Consider the following 21874-nt stretch of genomic DNA (forward strand, 5'->3'; position numbering starts at 1 on the left):
GCTATTTCCCGCGAACGAAATCAAGCGCGCCGACTCCCGGCACGTCCAGACGGACATTCACGCCCTCGATCACGCCTTCGACCACAGCCCCGTCACGGGTGTGCACGTTGAGCGCACCCTCGCGCACGACCCATGAAAACGGCAGAACCTCCCCCCCTATCTCCCATTTGCCGCTGCCGTCCTCGGCCAGCGTCATGACCGCGTTCACCGGCCCGCTTGGGCCCGTGTGCGACGCCTCGTAGCGTCCGGCAAGATCGGGCCGGGAGGAGCATGACAGACACAGCAGCAGAAGCAGAAGCGGCAGTAATTTGATCACAGCCCAAGTTCCTCCGGTTTGAGCATGAAGAGCCGGTCCAGATGGATCAGCCGGTCATTAAAATAAACATGGGCGGCCATGGCCAGCCAGGCCAGATCCCTGAGCACAGTCCACCAGGAAATGGGTTCGCCCACGGTCTGGAAGCAGCCGCAACCGATGGGCGTATCCTGAATCAGGGCCACCAGCACCGCCACGGTGAACATGGCCAGCATCCCGCCGATCAGCAAAGTCGCCGCCCGTACCCTGACGCCGGCCAGAAGAAAGAGGCCGCAGACCAGTTCCAGCCAGGGCATGAACACGGCCAACGGATTGATCAGCCAATACGGGACGATGAGATAGCCCGCGATGTTGTCCGCGAACTCGGCCGGAAAATTGATCTTGTGCAGACTGGCGTAGATGAAGATCCCGGCCAGATAGAGGCGCAGGATCAGGGCGAGAAGAGGATGGGTCAGGATGAGCTTCAGGCGCGGGATCATGGCATGCCTCCGTCCAGGGCCAGGGGCGGGACGTCCTTGACGATATAGACCCGCTCATGATCCCTGCCCAGAAATTTAGCGGCCACGGTCAGGTCGTAGCGGCGGCTCACGCTACGCCCGAAAACAACGATGGGCCGCTCGGGGTCCTCGGCGGTCATTTGCATCATGTAGACCAGATCGAAAAGCTGAGCCGGAACATTGACCGCTCTTTGCGCATGCTCGCGCTCAAAGAACTCGCGCGGGCGGGCATCGACAAGAAGCGCATCCTCGTTTTCGATGAGCGCTAACGCCTGCTCCAGGGTCACCAATGGAACCTCGGGCCCGGGAGCTTCGATCAGGGGTATCCCGCGCGGGTTTTGCGCGTTGAACGCCAGCGCCATGCCCAGACTGAGCGCGATGATGAGAAAGAAATCGACCAGGCGCACCCGAGTCAGGCTCAACGCCTTGCTGTGCACGATGCCGGCGATGCGTCTGCCCGCGGCCTCCAGCATGCTGATTTGGTCCCTGGCCCGCGTCAGTTCGTCGATGGTGCGGAGCAGCTCCTCGTTCTGCCTGGCCAGATCATCGTTCAGGGCCATGATGGTTCTGAAGGAATCGGCATTCTTGAGATGCAAGACTCCCTGCGAAACAAAGGCCTGCAACAGGCCGTCCTCGGCGGGAACCGTCGGGCCGAGACTCTGCCCCAGAAGCAGCACCCCGTACATGTTCTCGCGCAGCATGAAGAGGTAGCCCCGGTCGGGCGTAAAACCCAACTCGATCCCCGCAGCGCCGCTCATGTCCTCGACAGGTTCGACCTGCAGGGGTTGCAGATGCTTTTCGCGGACACCGGCCAGACACAGGAAAAACAGCCGCTCCACCTTCTGGTCGGTGAGTTCGGGCTTTACCGGCAGGCCGCTGGAAATTTCATGGATTTGTCCCGAGGTGCGGTCGTGCAGCACGAGGAGGCCCTGGGGCCGGGCAAAATGCCCTAGCAGGGTCAAAAGAAAGGTGGACATGACCTCGGCCATGTCCACGCGCAGAATTTCTCCAGAGAGGTCGCGCAAGGCGCTCAGATGATAAATCTGGCGGTCGAGGGTGTCGTTTTGCTTGGTCAACTCGGCGTTGAGCAGTTCGACACGGGTGGCATAGAGCGAGAACCGAAGGCTGGTCTGGAACAGGGTGCCAAGGCCCGCCACAAGCTGCCTGTCGTTTTCGTCATAGGGGCGGCCTGCCAGGCTTTCTTCCAGACCGAGCACTCCATCCCTACCGTCATCGAGAGGGCAGACCAGGAGCAACTCGCATTTTCCGGGGCAGAGTTCGCCCTGCAGGGAAGGCACGAAAAAAGAGGATTTGCGCTCTTCGCCGAGGGCGTCCAGATGTTCGCGCAGCACCCGCGCATATTCCGGAGTCAGGCTTTTGGAGAGGCTAGAGCGGGTCATGAGCTGAAACCCGTCCTGTCCCAGAACGGCCGCAAAACCGCCCCGGGCGCCAATTCCACCCTGGGCCGAGAGCAGAAAAGCTTCCAGTATCCTGTGCGGATAACGCGCCCCGCTCAGCTCCGCGGCCGTATCGAACAGAATCTGAAACTGGTATCTGGCGCGATCGGCATCGCTTTCGGTTTGAGGCGTCATCTGCCGCTCCGCGATCAGTCGAGCAGTGTCTTTATGTGCTGGTAGAGCGCGTCAATGTCCTGAACCACGCCGAGGTGGTCGTAAACCACGCTCCCGTCCGGCCTGCAGACGATTGTGTAGGGAGTGAGCGGCTCGCCCAGCACCTTGTGCAGCACGTAGTCGGGGTCGCTCAGGACCGGAAAAAGGTACTGGCCGGTGCCCAGCAACTGCTTGACCTCGGCGTCCGTTCCTCCGGCGGCCAGCCCGAACATGGCCACTCGCCCCTTGAGCTTGCCCCTGTTCAGGCGGTTGAAAAGGGTCTTGAAACCCGGGGACTGCTTGACGCACTGCGGACAATACACGCCTATGACCTCTATGAAAATGAGATCGGCGCCAAGATCCGCAAGAGTGAAGGTCGTTTTCCCCTGCACGCCAAGCATCTCCTGTCCGGCCGGATCGAAGGGAACGGGCAGAATCAGTTCGGGCATGGCGTCGCCGGTGGCGGGCGGCGCGGCCATGACAGGCTGGGCCACGCAAAAGAGAAAGAGACAAAATGCGATACGAGTGAAAACCGTCATGAACACTCCTTGGCCCCGGGCCGAAAAAAAAACCTAGGTGCAGGCCTCATCCAGACCGTCGAAAATCTGAACCATGCGGGTCAGCCCCACTATACCGAAAACCTTGCGAAAATTCTCGGAAAGACCGGCCATGACAATCTCGACTCCGTCCTTTTCGCTCTCCAGCACCAGTTGCGTCAAAATGGCGATGCCTGCCCCGTTCACGGAGGTGTTGGGATCGAAATGCAGCACAATGCGCTGCACCCCCGCTTCCTGGGCCTTTGAGTAGGCTTCGCGCAGATACGGTTCGCTGTGGGAACTGACGCTGCCCTGAATCTCAATGACCAGCGCCCGGCCCTGCCGGCTGACGCTGACTTCGTTCTGCCGACTCTTGGCCAGCTTGAGCCGCTCCCTGGCCCGTGCCAGGCCCTGTTCAAGGCTCTGCCGCTGGATGGGCTTGTTTATGAAATCGGCGGCATCCAGATTCAGGGCCTGAATGGCCAGGTCCATGTCGCCATGTCCGGTGATGACGATGACCTCCGTGGCGGGCGACCGTTTCTTGATCTGCTGCAGAACCTCGATTCCGTCCATGCCGGGCATCTTGATGTCGGTCAGGACGATGTCGGGTTTTTCCCTGTCGAAAACTTCCAGCCCCTCTTCTCCGGATTCGGCCGTGAGGATGTCGAATCCGTACACGTCCAGAAAAAGCCGGAACATTTTCAGGGTCGCCTTCTCGTCGTCGATGACCAGGATTTTTTCTTGCGTCATAGGGATATCTCGCTGGGTTGTGCCGATTTTTTGTCCACTCGGCCTGCATTGTGCTCAAGCGCCGGATGGCTCTCGGCGCTCGGGAAACTCAAAATGAATGTTGTCCCCTGACCCGGTTGACTGTCAATAGTAATGGTTCCGCCATAATCGCGAACAATCCCGTATGTTATGGCCAGGCCGAGCCCCATGCCCTTTCCGGTCTGTTTGGTGGTGAAAAAGGGCTCGAAGATCTTGTTGCGCACCGAATCAGCTATGCCGGGGCCGTTGTCGGCGAAGGATGCGAAAACCCGGCCTTCCATGGCGTAGGTGCGCACCAGGATGTCTCCCCACATGCCGGGTTCACTCTCCATTTTTTCCTGAATGGCGTCCCGCGCGTTGTTGAGCAGATTGAAAAAGACCTGCTGCAGCCGGTTGTTGTGTCCCTTGATGTACGGCAGATTCTCGCCCAGTTCCAGGCGGATGGTGATGCGCTGGATGGAGAACTGACGGCCGATGATGGACAGCACGCCGCGGATGGGCTCGTTCATGTCCACCCGTTCCATGACCAGGCCCGACTTTTTGCCGAAGGCGCGCAGATTGTTGATGATGTCCGTGGCCCGGTCCACCTGCTGGCTGATCTCCGTAGCCATGTCCCGGATCTGGGTTTCGGTCACCTCGCGGTTCTGCTCAATGAGCAGATTGAGATACTCGCTGCCCATCTTGATGGCGTTGAGCGGCTGGTTGATCTCGTGGGCGATGCCCGCGCTCATTTCGCCAAGGGTCTTCATCTTGGCCGCCTGCACGAGCTGCGCGTCCTTCTCCATCATCTCGGTGATGTCGGTCACGGCCACGATCATGGCATGGGTGCCGCCGTAACTGATGGGACAGGCGTGCATGTTGACGTAAAAGGGCCGCTCGCCCTTCTTGTAATGGAGCACCTTGGGATAATAGACGCAGCCGCTGTTCGTGTTCGCCTCATTGAGAGAGGTCAGACATTCCCGAACCTGGTCGTGACCGAGCACCATGAAGGACACGCCCAGCAATTCGCCCTTGGAATATTCGTAGAGTTCCTCGGCCCTGGGGTTGGCGTCGAGGATCAGGTCCGTGTTGCAGTCCACGACAAAAATGGGATCGGGACCCGAGTCGAACAGGGACCGGTATTTCATCTCCGATTCCTGGAGACGCTTGCGGTAGAGCCGGATGGACCAGACCATGCTCATGAACGAATCGGCCAGCTGGATGACCTCGTCTCCTCCGCGCTTGCGGTAGAAGAGGCAGGTCGAGCAGACCTGACCGGTCTTGCCCTCGGACTTGCGGGACTTGCGTCCCTGTTCGTCAAAATGCCAGCAGGGCATGTTGGTGTCCTTGTAGGCCGGACAGTTGGTCACCGCCCAGTCCAGGCCCTCGCCAAGATCCAGATGCACATCGAAATTCCCTCGGCTGAGCTCGTCCGAAATGTTCGTCAGGCGCGAAATCGGGCTGGTGATATATCGCGAAATACGATGACTGACATAGAAGATAATGATGATGACCGCCGAGATGAATCCCAGGAACATGAAGCGCAGCTTGGCCACCAGCTTGTCGATGTGTTCCTTGCTCAATCCCACGTGCACCGTTCCGATGCGGTACAGGCCCTCGTTCATGGACACCGCGATGTCGTAGGAGGTCTGCGCGCCCACCGCGACAAGGCGCACGCTGTGCATGTTCCCCTCGAGGACAGGGTTGGCGGTGCTCAAGGGACCGGGAAAAGGCACGGTGAAGGTGTGGGAGAGGACCTTTTCACTGCGATCGAGCACATATATGTAATTGATCATGTGCTGACGCTCCCGCAATCGGGCCTCCTCGAAGATGAGACTCAGGAGCTCCGAGTAGTTCTTGTCGAGGACAAACCCGCCGCCGCGCTCGGCAATGGAGTGGGCCACGGCGATGCCGCGCAGCTCAAGCTCCTTGGTCAATCCGGAGATGAGAATCCAGCGGGCCAGGAGCGCGATGGTCACGCTGATCAAGAGGATGACGGCCAGGATGGAGATGAAAATCTTGTTTTTGAGCGATATGCGCGCGTAGGGTTTCATTGGCCCTCCTCCCGGCGCAGCTGTGCCCAGTCATCAAGGAGGATGAAACGGCCTTCCTGCAGACGGGTGAAGTAGACCTTGTCCATGCCCTGATGATCCTGAGGGCCGAACGTCAGTCCGACATCACCGCCCAGAGAAAAGTTTGTCATGGCGGTGATGGCCTCAAGAAAGGATTTGCGGCTCAAATTTCGTCCTGCCCGCCGAAGCCCCTCCACAAGCACCTTGGCGTTGATGTAGCCCTCGAAACCCACGAAATTGGGTTCCTCGCCCGGAAAATACTTTTCCAGCAGCCGGACGAATTCCTGGGCGCTTTCGGCCACGGTTCCGTCACTGCTGACGGGCGGGGGCACGACCTGGGACATGACCACGTCCAAACGATCCGTGTCCGACTGCAGAAGGTTGCGCGACAACTCCTTGGCGCCCACGAAGGAGACCATGTAAAAAATGGGCGAGTAGTCATTTTCCAGGGATTTGCGGATGAAATTCGCGCACGGGTCCGAAGTGCCGATCATGACCACGGCCTCGGCGCCGGATTCGCGGATGCGCTCAAGGCCTTCGCTTATGTCATGCGTGCCGCGCACGTAGCTTCCTCTGGCCACGGGTTCCAGCCCGAAGCGTTTGAGCGCCAGTTCCGTGCCGGTCAGTCCGTCGAAGCCGAAGGCGTCATATTGATAAAAAACCGCGATGCGGGTCAGCTTGAGATCCTTGACCAGGTGCTCCACGGCGGCGTTGGTTTCCTGATAGTACGAGGCGCGCACATTTATGAGGTAAGGCATGAACGGCTCGCGCAGCGCATTGGCCCCGGTGAACATGCCCAGGAGCGGAACCTGGGCCTCTTCCACCAGGGGCAGGATCTTGACCGTGGTCGGGGTGCCCACATAGCAGAACAGCCCGAAGACCTGGTCCTCGATGAGAAAACGCTGGGTGTTGTCCAGACATTTCGGAGGATCGTAGGAATCGTCGCGGGTGATGACCCGGATGGCCCGGCCGTGCACTCCGCCCTGTTCGTTGACGTACTGCAAATAGCTCATGGCTCCGCGCAACGTTTCCTGACCCAGATAACCGGCGTGCCCCTGCAATGCCAGGGAAGACCCGAAGGTGACTTCGGTGTCGGTCACTCCGAGCCCTGCCGGAGCGAGAGGAATCTGGACTTCGGCGTCCTGGCAGGATGCCAGCCACAACGCAAACACCACCAAGAGAAGTACCCGCAAACCTCCGCGCACATCAGCCTCCACTGGGAAATCGTTGCATGCCCAAATGACGAGTAGCTGAAAAAGACATCCTGCGCCACTTAAACTCCGACCCTTGCCCTCCCGGAGCAAGGGCTGTATCTTGTGCAAAAATGTGAGTTTGCCCCCTATGGGAAGCGCGTATTATGTCTTTCATGACAGAATACAACCTAGACATATATTCTCTAAATAAGATGTTTGGAAAAAAGCACAGAAACGCTATTACCCACAATTTTGCACAGGATTTTTTATAAATGAATTTTCAAGAATTTGAAAATATTGTAAAAAATGAAAATTCAGCAAAAAAATTTTTGTTGCAATTTTGCTGGAAAAACCATCAACGTTTTTGCCCCAAATGCCGCAGCCGGAAACTCTATGCCCTGCGGGGAGGAAAGCGGCGCTGCTCCCGCTGTTCGTACACCTTCCATGACTTCAGCCAGCGTTTCATAAACAACGGCAATCTTTGTGCCCAGCAATGGCTGCGCCTCATCAAGCTATTCGAACTGGAGGTGCCGACGGGCCGCATGGCGGAGCAACTTGGCGTCACCTACAACACCGCCTACAAGGCCGTGACCACCCTGCGCATGGCCATACTGACCCACTCGCTGGACGCACGCCTGATCATCCGCTCCATCGAAGGGCTCGATTTCTCGAAATCCGGCAAGTTCCACATGGACATGAGCACCAGAAGCGGGACGCGCATGCCTGTGTTCGGCATCGTGGAGCGAGGCCCGCACGTTTTCGCCGACCTCATTCCCGAGCTTGACGGCGACAGCATCATCCATTTCAAAATGAACTTTCATCTGAAGACCGCCAGCCTGGGCAAGATCATCTACACCGACCGCTTCAAACAATACGCCGCACTTCTGGTCGGAGGAAGCCACCTGTCCGCGCTCTACAACATCCGCCACAACGACAAGGGACTTTTCATCGACTCGTCCAAGGGCTTCTGGTCCTTTTCCAAGGACTGGTTCCGGCGTCTCAAGGGCATCTCGCCCAGAAATTTCCCGCTTTACATCAAGGAACTTGAATTCCGCTACAATCACAGAAACGACGACATCTTCCCCATCCTGGCGGAATATCTCTGCGCCATGGTGCCAGACTTTGAGGATTAAAGATCTCCTTGCATAACCTTCTTTTTTTCATGCATAGCGTTGAGCATGAAAAAATCGGAAAACGTATCGAAAACCCCCATAGCTTTCTCGCAAAAATCAGAGTCATCCGGAATGCAAGGCATGTTGCCTTTTTCCGGCCTCGGCTTTGACCTGCGTCCGGTCCTGACCAGACGCATCAGCGTGAAACTCATTGGACGCGAAGAGGCTCGGCCTGCCGAGTCAGCGCAGGTTGATTTCGTTCTCCCGTCGGGCCGTCGGCTGCAATTGCGCCTCGGCCAAGAAATTCGTGGAAGGTAAACACCAGAAACATTGTCAGGAGGATCTGCATGAAACTGGGAAGAAGAGAATTCGTCAAACTCACGGCCGCGGCTACAGCGGTCACGGCCTTTGGAGGCCTGGGGTTTGACCTGGCACCCACCAAGGCCCACGCACAGCTCCTTAGCTTGCGCAAAGGCAAGGAAACCACCTCGGTCTGCTGTTACTGTTCGGTAGGCTGCGGGCTCATCGTCACCACCGACGAGAAAACCAAACGCGCCATCAACATCGAAGGCGACCCGGATCATCCCATCAATGAAGGCGCTCTCTGCGCCAAAGGCGCGGCCATCTATCAGCTGGCCGAAAACCCCCAGCGCATCACCAAGGTCCAGTACCGGGCTCCCGGCAGCGACAAATGGCAAGAGAAGAGCTGGGACTGGGCCCTCACGGAAATCGCCAAGCGAGTCAAAAAAGTCCGTGACGATTCCTTCACCACCAAAAACGCCAAGGGCGAAGTCGTCAACCGTACCGAAGGGCTCGCCTCCGTCGGTTCGGCCGCCTTGGACAACGAGGAGTGCTGGATCTACCAGGCTTTCCTGCGTAGCCTCGGCCTGACGTACATAGAGCACCAAGCACGTATTTGACACAGCGCAACTGTTGCGGCTCTGGCAGAGTCGTTCGGACGCGGCGCGATGACCAACCACTGGATCGACTTCAAGAACAGTGATTGCATTTTGATAATGGGCAGCAACGCTGCCGAAAACCACCCTATCTGTTGGAAATGGGTCACCAGGGCGCAGGAAGCAGGCGCGACGGTAATTCACGTCGATCCCCGCTACACCCGCACCTCCTCCAAGGCGGACATGTACGTTCCCCTGCGTTCAGGCTCCGATATCGGCGTCCTGGGCGGCATGATCAAGTACATCCTGGACAATGACCTGACTCAGAAGGAATACGTTCTCCATTATACCAACGCTCCTTTCATCGTCTCCAAGGACTTTGACTTCAAAGACGGCCTGTTCTCCGGTTTCGACGAAGCCGGGCGCAAGTACGACAAGAAGTCCTGGAGCTTCGAAATGGACGAGAACGGCGTACCCAAGCGGGACATGACCCTGAAGGATCCCCGCTGCGTGTACCAGATCCTGAAAAAACACTACGATCGTTACGACTCCAAGAAAGTTTCCTCCATTTCCGGTTCACCCGAAGACCAGCTGCTGGCCTTCTACAAGGCCTACACCGCCACGGGCAAACCGGACAAGGCCGGCACCATCCTTTATGCCATGGGCTGGACCCAGCACACCGTCGGCGTGCAGAACATCCGCGCCATGAGCATCATCCAGCTGCTGCTGGGCAACATGGGCGTGGCCGGCGGCGGCGTGAACGCGCTGCGCGGCGAATCCAACGTTCAGGGCTCCACGGACCAGGCCCTGCTCTTCCACATCATCCCCGGTTACATGGCGACCCCTCGCTCCAACTGGGCGACCCTGGAAGACTACAACAAGGCCAACACTCCGGTCAGCAAGGACCCCAAGAGCGTCAACTGGTGGCAGCACAAACCCAAGTACTTCGCCAGCCTGCTTAAGTCCTTCTACAAGGAAGCCGACCTGCCCACAGCCTACAGCTGGATGCCCAAGCTCGATGCCGGGCAGAACGCCTCCTGGCTGGTGCTCTTCGACAAGATGCTCAAAGGCCAGTTCAAGGGCTTCTTCTCCTGGGGCATGAACCCTGCCGCCAGCGGCGCGGACTCTAACAAGACCCGCGAAGCCCTGTCCAAGCTGGACTGGATGGTCAACGTCAACATGTTCGAGAACGAGACCGGCTCCTTCTGGAAGGGCCCGGGCGTCGATCCCAAGAAGGTCAAGACCGAAGTCTTCTTCCTCCCCTGCGCGGTCTCCGTCGAGAAGGAAGGTTCCATCACCAACTCAGGCCGCTGGATGCAGTGGCGCTACGCAGGCCCGAGCCCCATGGGCGAATCGAAGCCGGACGGCGACATCATCTATGAACTCGCTCTCAAGATTCGCGAACTGTACAAAAAGGACAAGGGCGCGTTCCCGGATCCGATCCTCGGCCTCAACGTCGACGACTGGGGCGATGGCCATGTCTTCGATCCGCACAAGGTCGCCAAGCTGATCAACGGCTACTACCTCAAGGACACAGTCCTCAAGGCTCCAGACGGCACGGAAACGGTCATGAAAGCCGGCACCCAGGTGGCATCTTTCGCTCACCTGAAAGACGACGGATCGACCTGTTCCGGCAACTGGATCTACACAGCGTCCTACACCGAGAAAGGCAACATGTCCGCACGCCGCGACAAGACCCAGACTCCGGAACAGGCCAAGGTCGGCCTCTATCCCAACTGGACCTGGTCTTGGCCGGTCAACCGCCGCGTCATCTACAACCGGGCTTCCGTCGACATGAACGGCAAACCCTGGGCACCCCAGAAGCCTGTTCTGGCGTGGGACGAAGCGGGCAAGAAATGGCTCATCGACGTGGTCGACGGCGGCGGCGCTCCCGGAGCCAAGCATCCCTTCATCATGCGCAAGCATGGCGTGGGACAGATCTACGGTCCGGGCCTGAACGACGGTCCGCTGCCTGAATACTACGAACCGCTGGAATGCCCGGTCACCGAGCATCCCTTCTCCACGCAGCTCAACAGCCCCACGGCTCTCATGTTTGCCGAGGACGCTCACAAGCGCACCACCTGCGACCCGCGCTTCCCGTTCGTGTGTACGTCCTACCGCGTCACCGAGCACTGGCAGACGGGCGTATTGACCCGCTGGCTGCCCTGGCTCACGGAAGCTCAGCCGCAGATGTTCTGCGAAATGAGCGAGGAACTGGCGGAACTCAAGGGGATCAAGAACGGCGAAAAGGTCATCCTGGAGAACCCGCGCGGACAGCTCTGGGCCATCGCCATCGTCACCAAGCGCTTGAAGCCTTTTGACGTCATGGGCAACCCTGTCCATGTCGTGGGTATTCCCTGGCACTACGGTTGGGTCTGGCCCAAGGATGGTGGGGATGCAGCCAACCTGCTGACTCCTGCCGTTGGCGATCCGAACACCGGCATCCCGGAAACCAAGGCCTTCATGGTCAACGTGAAGAAAGCGTAAGGAGCCAATATGTCAGGAAAATCATTCTTCGTCGATCTGACCAAATGTACGGCCTGCCGCGGTTGTCAGATCGCATGCAAGCAGTGGAACAAACTCCCGGCCGAGCAGACCAGAAACCATGGGTCGCATCAGAACCCCATGGATGTTTCGGCCATCACCTACAAGACCGTGCACATGAAGGAAGTCGCCGACGACAAGGGCTTCATGGCCGCCTGGCTCTTCTTTCCCGAGCAGTGCCGCCATTGCACCGAACCGCCTTGCAAAATGACCGCCGACGCCTATGACGACACGGCCATTCTGCAGGACGAAGTCACCGGCGCCATCACCTTCACGGAAAAAACCAAGGATTTGCCGGATTTCGATGAAATCCGCGAAGCCTGCCCCTACAACATCCCGCGTCAGGATGCGGCCACCAAGGTCATGACCAAGTGCACCATGTGCCTGGACAGGGTCCAGAATGGCCTCAAACCCGCCTGCGTGCAGGCCTGTCCGACCGGGACAATGAACTTTGGGGATCGGGACGAGATGTTGGCTTTGGCTGAAAAACGCCTGGCCGAGGTGCAGAAGAAATTCCCTGACGCGGTGTTGGGCGACGCCGATTCGACCAGGGTCATCTACCTCTACCAGATGGATCCGCAGAAGTTTCACGACTTCGCGGTGGCCGCAGCCACCACGCCTGGGCTCATGAACCGCAAGGCCATGTTCGCCAAGCTCTTCGGCTCGACTTCCAGAAGCAAGGCCTAGTCCATCAGGCCCTCCTCCATCGGCCGGCCGGGAAGACGTCTTCCCGGCCTCTCTAAAAAAACAAAGGCCCGCGCTTCGGACATCCGAAAACGCGGGCCTTTTTTCGCCAAAAATACGACCTCAGAGCGGATACGGCGTCAAACTGCGCACCCCTTTCTCGGTAACCAGCAGGGTCTGTTCGAACTGGGCCGAAAGGGACCCGTCGGCCGTGACCACGGTCCAGCCGTCATCAAGCCTGTTTATGGCCAGGCCGCCCTGGTTGATCATGGGCTCGATGGTGAAGACCATGCCCGGAACGAGCACGACGCCAAGGCCGGGACGCCCGGTGTGATTGACCTGCGGCTGTTCATGAAAGGCATGCCCCACGCCGTGCCCGACCAGTTCACGCACCACGGAATACCCCGAACCTTCCGCATGACTCTGGATGGCGTGCCCCACATCCCCGAGCGTCGCACCCGGACGGACGGCCGCGATGCCCCGGGCCAGGCACTGGGCCGTCACCTCCACCAGTCTTGCGGCCTCGGCGGAAACCTTGCCGACGAAAAACGTGCGGTTGGCGTCGGCGAACCAGCCATCCTTGATGCTGGTCACATCGACGTTGACGATATCACCCTCGCGCAGTTCGCGCGGCCCGGGGATGCCGTGGCAGATTTCGTCGTTGACCGACACGCAAGTACTCTTGGGAAATCCCCGGTAGCCGAGGGGAGCAGGCACGGCCCCATGCTCCAGAGTGAAGTCATGGACCAGGGTGTTGAGGGCATCGGTCGTGATTCCCGGAGCAATATGAGCCCCGATCATGTCCAGCGTGCGCACCACGAGTTCTCCGGCCTTGGCGATGCCGTCCACGGCCGCCTTGTCCTTCAATTTGATGCGATACCTCTTCCAATATTCTTCCGCCACGGAGGCGCTCAGGCTCCGGCGGGTCAATCGTAATTTCGAGTTGCGAAAAAGCATGACGTACCTTTGTTTGATGTTTTTTCATATCACTTGTCCCAGAACGCACCGTTCTGTCCAGTGTCCGCCAACATTGCCTTCCATGAGTCTTTCGGCCATGGTCGCAAAAAAAGGAGGCACCCATGCCAGTTATCAAAATCTCAGGAATGTCATGCGCCCACTGCACGGGCTCCGTGACCAAAATTTTACAGGCAACGCCCGGCATCTCCAACATTTCCGTGACCCTTGACCCCGGTCAGGCCAGCTTCGACGCCGCTCCCGAGGTCAATCTCGATCAGGTCAAGGACGCCATCCGCAAGATCGGCTTTGACCCACAGGACTAGGGCATGTTTCCAACCTTGCGCAAGCTGATCCTGCTCGTTCTGGGCATCCCGTTCGTGATCCTCGGCACCCGCTTCCTGCTGGACGCGGGTCAAAGCGCCCTGGTCCATTTCGCCGCCGAATCCTGGAAACCGATCACGGTCGAGGTCCTTTCCGTGGAGCATTTCTCGGGCGCGGACCAGGCGCTGGGAAACCAGACCGTGGTCCGTTACCAGTACGAATTCGAAGGCCAGGCCCTTGAGGGGCAATTTTCGTGCATCGGCGACGAATGTCCGCAAACGGACCTGCATCTGTCTCTGCGCGCGGCCCAGGACGAAAAACGGCCCGTGGCGGCCCTGGTCAATCCGGACGACCCCGCGCAATCCCTGCTCTACCGGCACCTTTACATGCCCCTCTTCCTGCTCAAGGCAGGGGTCGGACTTTTCTGCTTCCTGACCGGCAGCGTGTCCGTCATCTTCGGCGTCTATCTGCTGAGCGGCGCAGGCGCCGCCAAGGGAGGCAAATGATCCACGTCGTGGCGCACGTCACCCTCAAACGCAAAACTGCTCCGCTCTTTCTGCGCGAATTCCGCGACCTGGCCGTCCTGGTCCGCCAGGAACCGGGCTGCGTGGACTATTTTCCGGCCCAGGATATCGACATGGCCCTTGAGAACCAGCATCTTGGCCCGGATTCGGTCACGGTGCTTGAAAAATGGGCCAGCCGCAAAGCTCTTGAGAGCCACCTGCGCTCCGGCCACATGCGCGGGTTTCAGGAGAGAATAAAAGACATCGTACTCGACACGCGACTGATCATCGTCGAAGAGGTCTAGAAAGAAACAGGGCAAGACAGCTCTGAAATCAAGGGCGCGCCGCCTGCCCGCGTTCCCGATGGCCGACAACAAGAAAGCCCCTGCCGAAATCATTCGCGCAGGGGCTTTCTTATTTCACAAGCGGACAGGTGCCCTCAGGAGCCGCGGGGCTCCCGCGCCAGCTTGAGCAGGGCGTTGATCACGCAGGCAGCGAGGCTTGAGCCGCCCTTGCGGCCAACGATGGTGATATAGGGGATGGCGTCCTGGGCCAGGAGCAACTCCTTGGATTCCGCCGCGTTCACAAACCCGACCGGCATGCCCACGATGAGCCTTGGCGGACGAGCGCCGCGCTCCATCCAGTCCAGGAGGCGATAGAGAGCCGTCGGCGCATTGCCGATGACGAATATGTCCGCCCCGCCATGGGCCATGACCTCGTCCACGGCGGCCCAGGCCCGGGTGACGCCTTCGCTTTTGGCGCGCTTGGCCACCGCCGGATCATCGATCAGGCAGCGCACGCTGCATCCGAGAGGCTCAAGCCTCCGGACCGGGATGCCGGACAATGCCATGCGCGTGTCGGTCACGATGTCGGCTCCGGCCAAAAGCGCATCCTTGCCTGCCTGGATGGCGTCGGGATGAAAGCGGATGTGCGAGAGCAGATCAAAATCGGCTGTGGTGTGGATCATGCGGCGGGCGACGGCCCACTGGTCCCCTGCGAAGGGCCGGGGTTCGGGGACCTCTGCGTCGATAATGGCCAGGGAGCGGGATTCGATCTCCATGGGGGGGACGGAAACGTACATGAGATATCCTTATGAAGAGGCGCCGGACAAAATGCCAAGGGGTTTCGCGGCGCGGAATCAAAACCTCATTTGGGGGAGTCTTCAAAGACCGTGAGCATGAAAAGGCTTTCCTGCTCGAAAAATTCCTGCTCGATGCGGGCGATCAGAGGTTCCACGACGTCGAGCACGATTCTGGCGCGCTTGAAGGGCTTGTCCTCGTGACCGACTCTGATTTTGCGCACCATGCGCCCATCACAGGGGATTTCCCTGATCAGGTCGGACTTGGGCAGCGCGCCGTCGAAGTCGCACACCACCCGCACCGGAAGCGCGGTCTTCAACGTGAACACGTCGGGCAACACGGGACCGTCCAGATAAACGCGCACCCGCTCGACGGAGCCCATGGATTCAAATTCGACGCGCACTATGCGCTGTTCCTCGAAAAGGAGGCAGGCCTTGCCCGAATTTTCCTTGAACACGGGCACGGAGACATTCGTACCGGGAGCCAGAAGCGCGGAATGAAAAATTCCGGGGTTGAGGTTGGCGAAAACATCCCGGACCTTAGCGTACTCGCCCATGGAGGTCACGCAGCCGTACTTCAGCAAAAGCTGGCGGATGCTGTCCCCCTCGACGACACGGTGCACGCGCACCGAATGCTCTTCGGCATGAAGAAGCCCCTGTGGGCAGAATGCGAAAAGAATCCATAACATCAGATAGAAAAAACGGATTGATCTTGTCATGACCGGCAAACATCCATCATTTTAAAACGTCCGTATTTGACAACCCCGACACTACCCAAGAAAGAAGAAAAAGAAAATCAATTCCATGCCATGATTTTTCACCGTAAGGCCCGCTCTTTTCCGCGCCTCCCCCCGTCCCTTCCCTCGATTCGCCCCTGCCGGATCGGCAGGCAGTGAGCGCTTGGACACGGAAACGAATTCTGGTAGTCAAAAAAAGTCGTCTTACGGCGCGCTCGGCGCGAAATCCGACAGAAAATCAAGCATCTCCCGAACGACCCACCAAGGGGAACACGAACTTCATGAGCATCCGCAACAATTCCAGCACACAGGATCCTGAATCCAAACTTGGCGCGTGCAGGCAAGAGCTTCGTGACCTCAAAGGCCGCCACCAGGAGCAAAGCCTTGCCCGGGACCCGCTGCACGAAGACGCGGCAAGGCTGACGCAACTGGTCGCGGAGCTGGACAAGGCCAAGCGGCAGGCCGAATCCGCAAGTCGCATGAAGTCCCAGTTTCTGGCCAACTTCAGCCATGAAATCCGTACCCCCATGAACGCCATCATCGGCATGACGGACGTCGTGCTGGGCACGAAGGTCACCCCCGAGCAGCACCGCGCCCTGACCATCGTCAAGAACGCCTCCGAGTCGCTGCTCAATCTCATAAACGGTGTCCTTGATCTCTCCAAGATCGAGGCCGGGCAGTTCGCGCTGGAAATTCGCCCCTTCGATCTGCGCGCCGAGGTCGAAAGAACCGTCAGCACCCTTGGGCTCACGGCCGCAGAAAAAGGACTGGAGCTGATCTGCCGCCTGCCCCCGGACATGCCACGCGAAATGCGCGGCGACCCCATCCGCCTGCGCCAGGTGCTCATGAACCTGCTCGGCAATGCGCTCAAGTTCACCCCCTCGGGCCATGTCTGCTGCTCCTGCGCGGTGGAACCAGACCAGGCAGGCGACTGCGTGGTCCAATTCAGGATCGAGGACACCGGAATCGGCATTGCAAAGGACAAGCAGGCCGGAATCTTCGAGGATTTCACCCAGGTGGACAGCTCCTCCACCCGCGTCTACGGCGGAACCGGCCTTGGGCTGTCCATCTCGCGCAAGCTGGTCCAGCTCATGGGCGGCGACATCTCGGTGCACAGCATCCCCGGACAGGGTAGCACATTCGAATTTCATGCCCGCATGAGCCGGCCCAGCGCCCCGGACACGGCAAACGCCGGAGTCTTCGATCACGCGGCCACTGTTCTGGTCGTGGCCAACAACCCGCTGATCCGAGCCCATGTCGTGGAACTGCTCGCCTTCTGGGGCCTTGATGCCGAAACCACCGACTGCATGGAATGCATGGGCCTTGACGGAAAAAGCGTGGACCTTGCGATCATGGACACGGACTTCGGCGACTTTGCCTGCATGGAACTCACGCTCTCGGGCGGAACCCTGCATGATGTGCCGAGTATCGTGCTGACCCAGATGGGCGACAAATCCATCGCGGCCGGCGAGGGGCAGATACGCGCCGTGCTGACCAAGCCCCTGCTCCAGGACGAATTGCTGCGCGCCCTGGCCCAGGTTTTCAACCTGCGCCTGCACCTGCCGGACAATCAGCCTACGGAACGCAGCCTGCCCCGGCTGCGTCCACTCGAAATCCTGCTGGTCGACGACGTGGCCACCAACAGGGAACTGGCCGGACTGCTGCTGGGCAAGATGGGGCACTCGGTACACGAGGCGAGTGACGGCCTGGACGTGCTGACCATGATCAGCAGGCACGCCTACGACCTCATCTTCATGGATCTGCAGATGCCGGTCATGGACGGGTTCACGGCAACGGGCATCATCCGCGCCTGCGAGCAGGGCCTGCCCGCCCCCACGGACATGGACGACAGCTTTCTGGTCCGGGCAGTGCGCGAAAAGGTTCAGGGCACCCATACGCCCATCGTGGCCATGACCGCCCACGCCCTGCTCGAAGACAAGGAGCGCTGCCTGGCCATCGGCATGGACGGCTATCTGACCAAACCCTTGCGACTGGACGAGGTGCACGCGGTGCTCAGCGGCTTCAGCGAAATCCTGGAATTCTCTCCGGCGCATCCCCCGAAGGCACATGAAGACGCTCCGGAAATCCCGTTTCAGCCAGCCCCCGAGGCCAAGCCCGAAACCTCGTTCAAAGCCGCATCCCAAGCCCTGCTTGAATCTTCCCCGGCATCGCTTGCGCCGCTGCCGTTGTCCGAACCGGCCCAAGGCTATATCGAGCGCATGCTGGACTCCCTGAACGCCCAATACGAACTCGATCGCGAAGAGGCCATGCCGCTGATCCAGAGCCTGGCCGAGACGCTGACTGCTCACGACCAGGAGTTGCGAACCAGCCAAGAGGCGGCCGGGCCGGACAAGCTCATGCACCATGCCCATGGCATCAAGGGCCTGCTCATGAACATGGGTCTGACCGAGGAAGGTCTGGCGGCAAAAAAACTGGAGGATTCGGCCCGCGCGGGGTCCGCACCCGAAGACCTGCGCCGGGAGACCGAGAACCTGCTGCTGACGACCGAAAACATTCTTGCGGAACTCCGCATCGCCCTTGGCGGCGAAAACACCTGAAGGAGGCTTCATGAACACCCTGACCTGGCACGGCCACTCGGCCTTTGCCATCAACAGCCAAAATCTCTCGATTCTGATCGACCCCTGGTTCGACGGCAATCCGTCGGCCAAGGCCACGGCCGAAAGCATAAACGCCGACCTCGTCCTGGTCACCCACGACCACGGCGACCATGTGGGCCAGGCCCTTGAAATCTGCAAACGCACCGGTGCCACGCTGGGCTGCATCGTGGAGCTTGCCGCCAAGCTCAAAAGCCAGGGCCTGCCAGACAGCCAGATCCTGAACGGCATCGGTTTCAACATCGGCGGCACCGTGACCCACCAGGGTATCGCGGTGACCATGGTCCAGGCCACCCACTCCTGCGAATCGGGCGTACCGACGGGCTTCATCATCCGCCTGCCGGACGGCTACACCATCTACCATTCCGGCGACACGGGCATTTTTTCGTCCATGGCCATGTGGGGCAAACTGTACAAGATTGACCTGGCCCTGCTGCCCATCGGCGGCGTCTTCACCATGGACGGGGCCCAGGCGGCCTATGCGACCATGATGCTCAGATGCAAGAAGGTCATCCCCATGCACTGGGGCACCTTCCCGGCCCTGGCCCAGAATGTGGACGCATTCAAGAAGGAACTGGACAAACTGGACCTGGGCGACGCCCTGATGCAGGTCGAAGTGGGAGTGCCGGTCGGACTGGTGGACTGACCCGCCCGGCAAGGTCGATCACTTCGAAGAAGGCGCGGAGTTCGGCAGATAAAGACTGAAGCGGGTGATTCCCGGAAGTGGTTCGTACGCCAAGCGTCCTCCCAGATGGTCTTCGGCAAAAACTTTGGCCATGTACAGACCAAGACCGCGATCTTCGCCCTTGGTTGAAACATAGCGCTTGAAAAGCTGCAGGGCCACTTCCGGAGCCATGCTTCCGGTGTTGTCGACATCAAGCCGCAAACCGGACGGCTCCACTTCCCAGCTCACCCGGACCGCCGAGCCTAACGGAGAGGCTTCCAGGGCGTTCACGATCAGATTGGAAAGTACGTGCCGCAAAAGCTTGGCGTCAGTGGAAACACGGATCTCGGGACCATCCGCCAGGAGCTTTCTGCCGCGCGAAACGGGATGCTCACGCAGCTGCTCGACCAGCCTCGTCACAACCCGGAAAACGTCGTGCACGGCAACCTGCACAGCCAATTTGCCGTTCTCCACTGCCGCGACATCATATTGATAAAGCACCTCCTGCAGCATGGTCAGAGCGCTCTGGCGCAGCAGCGGAACATGCCTGTTCAATTCATCATCCTCGTTGTCGGAGAGCATGGAAAGCATGTTTTCCATGCCTCCGGCGGCGTTGATCATGTTATGCAGAAAATTGCGGTTCAAAACCGCAAGGCGCCGCTCATGACTGATATCGACCGCAATGTTGAGACTGTAAATACGATCGTCGTGGATAAAGGGCCTGGACAGAATCTGGACATCGATGGCATGCAGCCCCAAGGAATCCTTCGTCAGTATGTGACACTCCCTGCAATCTTCGATACCTCGCAAGCTTTTCAAAATGGCCTGCACCGCTCCGCAGTGACGGCAATACGCCGAGCAACCGCAACCCGCCTCCATTTCCTGCGCAAAGATGCAGCCCAGGGCTTCACCTGGCCGCAAACCTACGAGACCATTTTGCACGGACGGCTTGGCGGCACGAACAAATGGCGGATTTCCATACACGATCTGTCTGTGCGAATCGGCCAGAAAAATCATGAGCGGCATTCGCTCCAACCATTTCACATGATCCAGTTGGACAAGTTGCTCTCTAAGGTCTGCGAGACACGCGACGGGCAAGCGCTCTGCCGGGGCGAAAAGAGTAGTCATGGCGGTGTTTGTCATTTTCGCATTCTTACATGCTTTTTTTTATTTTTCAAATGCAGAGCACATGAACGGCGCAACAAAATATCCTATCAATAAACCGACAACCCATCATGAATCACAATTGAAATGGCCCGGCCGAAAAAATCGGCCGGGCCATTCATCCGGTCAAATCCAATAAACGTTCATTCCCTCGCGGAAAAATCGTTCCGCCTGCCTATAGTGTCGGAGGCACGACCTCGCCGCTTTCGACCATGCGTTCGATCTGGTCCACGTCCTTGTCTCCGCGTCCCGAGAGGTTGACGATGATGATCGCATCAGACGGCAATGTAGGGGCGAGGCGCAGGGCATGGGCCAGGGCGTGGGAGGATTCCAGGGCCGGGATGATGCCCTCGGTGCGCGAAAGCAGGAAGAAGGCGTCGAGGGCTTCGTGATCGCTGGCGTGCACGTACTCGGCCCGCCCCAGATCCTTGAGATGCGCGTGCTCGGGGCCGACGCTCGGGTAATCGAGGCCCGCCGAAATGGAATAGACTTCCGCGGGCTCCCCGGCCGGATCTTTCAGCATGTAGGAATTGAACCCGTGCATGACCCCGGGTTCGCCCAGGCAGAGCGTGGCCGCGTGTTCGCCATAGCCAAGCCCTCTGCCGGCGGGCTCGACTCCGACGAGCCTGACTTCCTCGTGGGGAATGAACTCGGAAAAAAGTCCCATGGCGTTGGAACCGCCGCCCACGCAGGCGATGCAGTAATCGGGCAGGCGGCCTTCGGCTTCCAGGATCTGTGCCTTGGCCTCCCGGCCGACGATGGACTGGAATTCGCGCACCATGACCGGATACGGATGCGGCCCCACCGCCGATCCGAGCAGGTAGAATGTATTTTCGGCATCCTGGACCCAGGCCATGAGCGCCTCGTCCACGGCCTCCTTCAGGGTCTTCTGACCACTCTCGGCGGGAACGACCTTGGCTCCCATCATCTGCATGCGAAAAACGTTGAGCTTCTGACGCTCCACATCCACCGCGCCCATGTGGATGGTGCACTCCATGCCCATGAGAGCCGCCGTTGCCGCGGTGGCCACACCGTGCTGACCCGCGCCGGTTTCGGCGATGATCTTCTTCTTGCCCATGCGCTTGGCGAGCAGAATCTGGCCAATGGTGTTGTTGACCTTGTGCGCACCCAGATGATTCAGGTCCTCACGCTTGAGATAGATCTTCGCGCCGCCGCAGCGCTCGGTAAGGTTAGCGCAAAAATAGAGCGGATTGGGACGGCCGGTGAACTGCTTCTGGTAGTACTCGTATTCCTTGATGAAATCCGGATCGTTGCGATAGCGTTCAAAAGCCTCGGCCAGTTCATTGAGGATGTCCTTGATCGGTTCGGGAACGAACTGTCCGCCGTAGGTGCCAAAAAAACCGTCGGCTGTGGGCATGGTCATGAGGAGTCTCCTTGGGGTTCGAATAAAAAAAAACCGCGGACAGTCTGCACTGCCGCGGTTGGTATTTTGCTTATCCTTTGACGGATTTCAGGCCAAGACGCATCCCACGGCATGTATTTCATGCCGCCACCAAAGAAGGGAAACGCTGCTGGCCTTGGTATTCATGGAGAAAATGACTGCCCGTGCACTGAACGTTTGTCAAGCCATAATCGATCGGATACACAAATGCGTCACGATCACCAAAGGA

Annotated in this window: 22 protein-coding genes and 1 pseudogene; 11 read left to right on the forward strand and 12 right to left on the reverse strand. The window is 59.1% G+C overall.

What is annotated here, in order from left to right; all coding sequences use genetic code 11:
• Nucleotide 1 precedes the first annotated feature (1 nt).
• From BMZ24_RS11635 to BMZ24_RS11665, 7 genes are read right to left on the reverse strand one after another with little or no spacing between them, the layout of a single operon-like run.
• Nucleotides 2-316: a hypothetical protein gene (locus BMZ24_RS11635; RefSeq protein WP_092192457.1), complete on the reverse strand. Its 315-nt coding sequence runs from the start codon at nucleotides 314-316 to the stop codon at nucleotides 2-4.
• Nucleotides 313-792 carry a MauE/DoxX family redox-associated membrane protein gene (locus BMZ24_RS11640; RefSeq protein ID WP_092192459.1) on the reverse strand — a complete coding sequence of 160 codons (480 nt, stop codon included), beginning with the start codon at nucleotides 790-792 and terminating at the stop codon, nucleotides 313-315. Before BMZ24_RS11640 ends, BMZ24_RS11635 begins: the two co-directional genes overlap by 4 nt.
• On the reverse strand, nucleotides 789-2402 hold the full coding sequence (locus tag BMZ24_RS11645) for a rhodanese-like domain-containing protein (RefSeq protein WP_092192461.1): 1614 nt from the start codon (nucleotides 2400-2402) through the stop codon (nucleotides 789-791). The genes BMZ24_RS11640 and BMZ24_RS11645 overlap by 4 nt, the downstream gene beginning before the upstream one ends.
• A gap of 14 nt (nucleotides 2403-2416) precedes the next feature.
• Nucleotides 2417-2959 carry a TlpA family protein disulfide reductase gene (locus BMZ24_RS11650; protein WP_092192463.1) on the reverse strand — a complete coding sequence of 181 codons (543 nt, stop codon included), beginning with the start codon at nucleotides 2957-2959 and terminating at the stop codon, nucleotides 2417-2419.
• 33 nt (nucleotides 2960-2992) lie between these two features.
• Complete coding sequence (locus BMZ24_RS11655; RefSeq protein ID WP_092192465.1) at nucleotides 2993-3706, reverse strand: response regulator; 714 nt, start codon at nucleotides 3704-3706, stop codon at nucleotides 2993-2995.
• Nucleotides 3703-5757: an ATP-binding protein gene (locus tag BMZ24_RS11660; RefSeq protein ID WP_092192467.1), complete on the reverse strand. Its 2055-nt coding sequence runs from the start codon at nucleotides 5755-5757 to the stop codon at nucleotides 3703-3705. Before BMZ24_RS11660 ends, BMZ24_RS11655 begins: the two co-directional genes overlap by 4 nt.
• Nucleotides 5754-6980, reverse strand: a complete 1227-nt coding sequence (locus tag BMZ24_RS11665; protein ID WP_092192469.1) for an ABC transporter substrate-binding protein — start codon at nucleotides 6978-6980, stop codon at nucleotides 5754-5756. Before BMZ24_RS11665 ends, BMZ24_RS11660 begins: the two co-directional genes overlap by 4 nt.
• A gap of 260 nt (nucleotides 6981-7240) precedes the next feature.
• Here BMZ24_RS11665 and BMZ24_RS20505 point away from each other — a divergent pair.
• The 5 genes and pseudogenes from BMZ24_RS20505 to BMZ24_RS11680 all read left to right on the forward strand — a co-directional run.
• Nucleotides 7241-7348, forward strand: a pseudogene (locus BMZ24_RS20505) (transposase); the annotation flags it as partial.
• Between the two features lie 162 nt (nucleotides 7349-7510).
• Complete coding sequence (locus BMZ24_RS11670) at nucleotides 7511-8101, forward strand: transposase (protein WP_225940324.1); 591 nt, start codon at nucleotides 7511-7513, stop codon at nucleotides 8099-8101.
• A 45-nt stretch (nucleotides 8102-8146) separates the two neighbouring features.
• Complete coding sequence (locus BMZ24_RS19480) at nucleotides 8147-8398, forward strand: hypothetical protein (RefSeq protein WP_143077895.1); 252 nt, start codon at nucleotides 8147-8149, stop codon at nucleotides 8396-8398.
• 29 nt (nucleotides 8399-8427) lie between these two features.
• The gene (fdnG, locus tag BMZ24_RS11675; RefSeq protein WP_092192473.1) at nucleotides 8428-11463 is read left to right on the forward strand and encodes a formate dehydrogenase-N subunit alpha; all 3036 of its coding nucleotides are present in this window, start codon (nucleotides 8428-8430) and stop codon (nucleotides 11461-11463) included.
• Nucleotides 11464-11472: 9 nt separating this feature from the next.
• Nucleotides 11473-12207 carry a 4Fe-4S dicluster domain-containing protein gene (locus tag BMZ24_RS11680; protein ID WP_092192475.1) on the forward strand — a complete coding sequence of 245 codons (735 nt, stop codon included), beginning with the start codon at nucleotides 11473-11475 and terminating at the stop codon, nucleotides 12205-12207.
• A gap of 120 nt (nucleotides 12208-12327) precedes the next feature.
• Here BMZ24_RS11680 and map read toward each other — a convergent pair whose 3' ends face one another.
• Nucleotides 12328-13107, reverse strand: a complete 780-nt coding sequence (map, locus tag BMZ24_RS11685) for a type I methionyl aminopeptidase (RefSeq protein WP_244150347.1) — start codon at nucleotides 13105-13107, stop codon at nucleotides 12328-12330.
• A gap of 176 nt (nucleotides 13108-13283) precedes the next feature.
• Between map and BMZ24_RS11690 the strand changes: the two genes are divergently transcribed.
• The 3 genes from BMZ24_RS11690 to BMZ24_RS11700 are packed head-to-tail and all read left to right on the forward strand — an operon-like array spanning nucleotide 13284 to nucleotide 14290.
• The gene (locus tag BMZ24_RS11690; protein ID WP_092192479.1) at nucleotides 13284-13484 is read left to right on the forward strand and encodes a heavy-metal-associated domain-containing protein; all 201 of its coding nucleotides are present in this window, start codon (nucleotides 13284-13286) and stop codon (nucleotides 13482-13484) included.
• Nucleotides 13485-13487: 3 nt separating this feature from the next.
• Nucleotides 13488-13988: a DUF3592 domain-containing protein gene (locus BMZ24_RS11695; RefSeq protein ID WP_092192481.1), complete on the forward strand. Its 501-nt coding sequence runs from the start codon at nucleotides 13488-13490 to the stop codon at nucleotides 13986-13988.
• Nucleotides 13985-14290: a putative quinol monooxygenase gene (locus BMZ24_RS11700; protein WP_092192483.1), complete on the forward strand. Its 306-nt coding sequence runs from the start codon at nucleotides 13985-13987 to the stop codon at nucleotides 14288-14290. The genes BMZ24_RS11695 and BMZ24_RS11700 overlap by 4 nt, the downstream gene beginning before the upstream one ends.
• Before the next feature lie 134 nt (nucleotides 14291-14424).
• Here the strand turns inward: BMZ24_RS11700 and BMZ24_RS11705 are convergent, their stop codons facing one another.
• Nucleotides 14425-15066: a precorrin-8X methylmutase gene (locus BMZ24_RS11705; RefSeq protein WP_092192485.1), complete on the reverse strand. Its 642-nt coding sequence runs from the start codon at nucleotides 15064-15066 to the stop codon at nucleotides 14425-14427.
• Nucleotides 15067-15131: 65 nt separating this feature from the next.
• On the reverse strand, nucleotides 15132-15782 hold the full coding sequence (locus BMZ24_RS11710; RefSeq protein ID WP_143077896.1) for an AMIN domain-containing protein: 651 nt from the start codon (nucleotides 15780-15782) through the stop codon (nucleotides 15132-15134).
• A gap of 299 nt (nucleotides 15783-16081) precedes the next feature.
• On the opposite strand from BMZ24_RS11710, the gene BMZ24_RS11715 reads away from it, so the two are divergent.
• Nucleotides 16082-18358, forward strand: coding sequence for a hybrid sensor histidine kinase/response regulator (locus tag BMZ24_RS11715; RefSeq protein WP_092192489.1), 2277 nt, complete (start codon nucleotides 16082-16084; stop codon nucleotides 18356-18358).
• Nucleotides 18359-18368: 10 nt separating this feature from the next.
• Nucleotides 18369-19061: a metal-dependent hydrolase gene (locus tag BMZ24_RS11720; RefSeq protein ID WP_092192491.1), complete on the forward strand. Its 693-nt coding sequence runs from the start codon at nucleotides 18369-18371 to the stop codon at nucleotides 19059-19061.
• 18 nt (nucleotides 19062-19079) lie between these two features.
• Here the strand turns inward: BMZ24_RS11720 and BMZ24_RS19815 are convergent, their stop codons facing one another.
• Nucleotides 19080-19634, reverse strand: coding sequence for a sensor histidine kinase (locus BMZ24_RS19815; RefSeq protein WP_161949139.1), 555 nt, complete (start codon nucleotides 19632-19634; stop codon nucleotides 19080-19082).
• Between BMZ24_RS19815 and BMZ24_RS19820 the strand changes: the two genes are divergently transcribed.
• Nucleotides 19623-20300: a hypothetical protein gene (locus tag BMZ24_RS19820; protein WP_161949140.1), complete on the forward strand. Its 678-nt coding sequence runs from the start codon at nucleotides 19623-19625 to the stop codon at nucleotides 20298-20300. The genes BMZ24_RS19815 and BMZ24_RS19820 overlap by 12 nt on opposite strands.
• A gap of 118 nt (nucleotides 20301-20418) precedes the next feature.
• Here the strand turns inward: BMZ24_RS19820 and trpB are convergent, their stop codons facing one another.
• Nucleotides 20419-21627 (reverse strand): tryptophan synthase subunit beta, encoded by a 1209-nt coding sequence (gene trpB / locus BMZ24_RS11730; protein WP_092192495.1) that lies wholly within the window; start codon nucleotides 21625-21627, stop codon nucleotides 20419-20421.
• Nucleotides 21628-21874: the final 247 nt, after the last annotated feature.

The sequence above is a fragment of the Desulfomicrobium norvegicum genome (assembly GCF_900114595.1).
GTDB lineage: Bacteria > Desulfobacterota > Desulfovibrionia > Desulfovibrionales > Desulfomicrobiaceae > Desulfomicrobium > Desulfomicrobium macestii.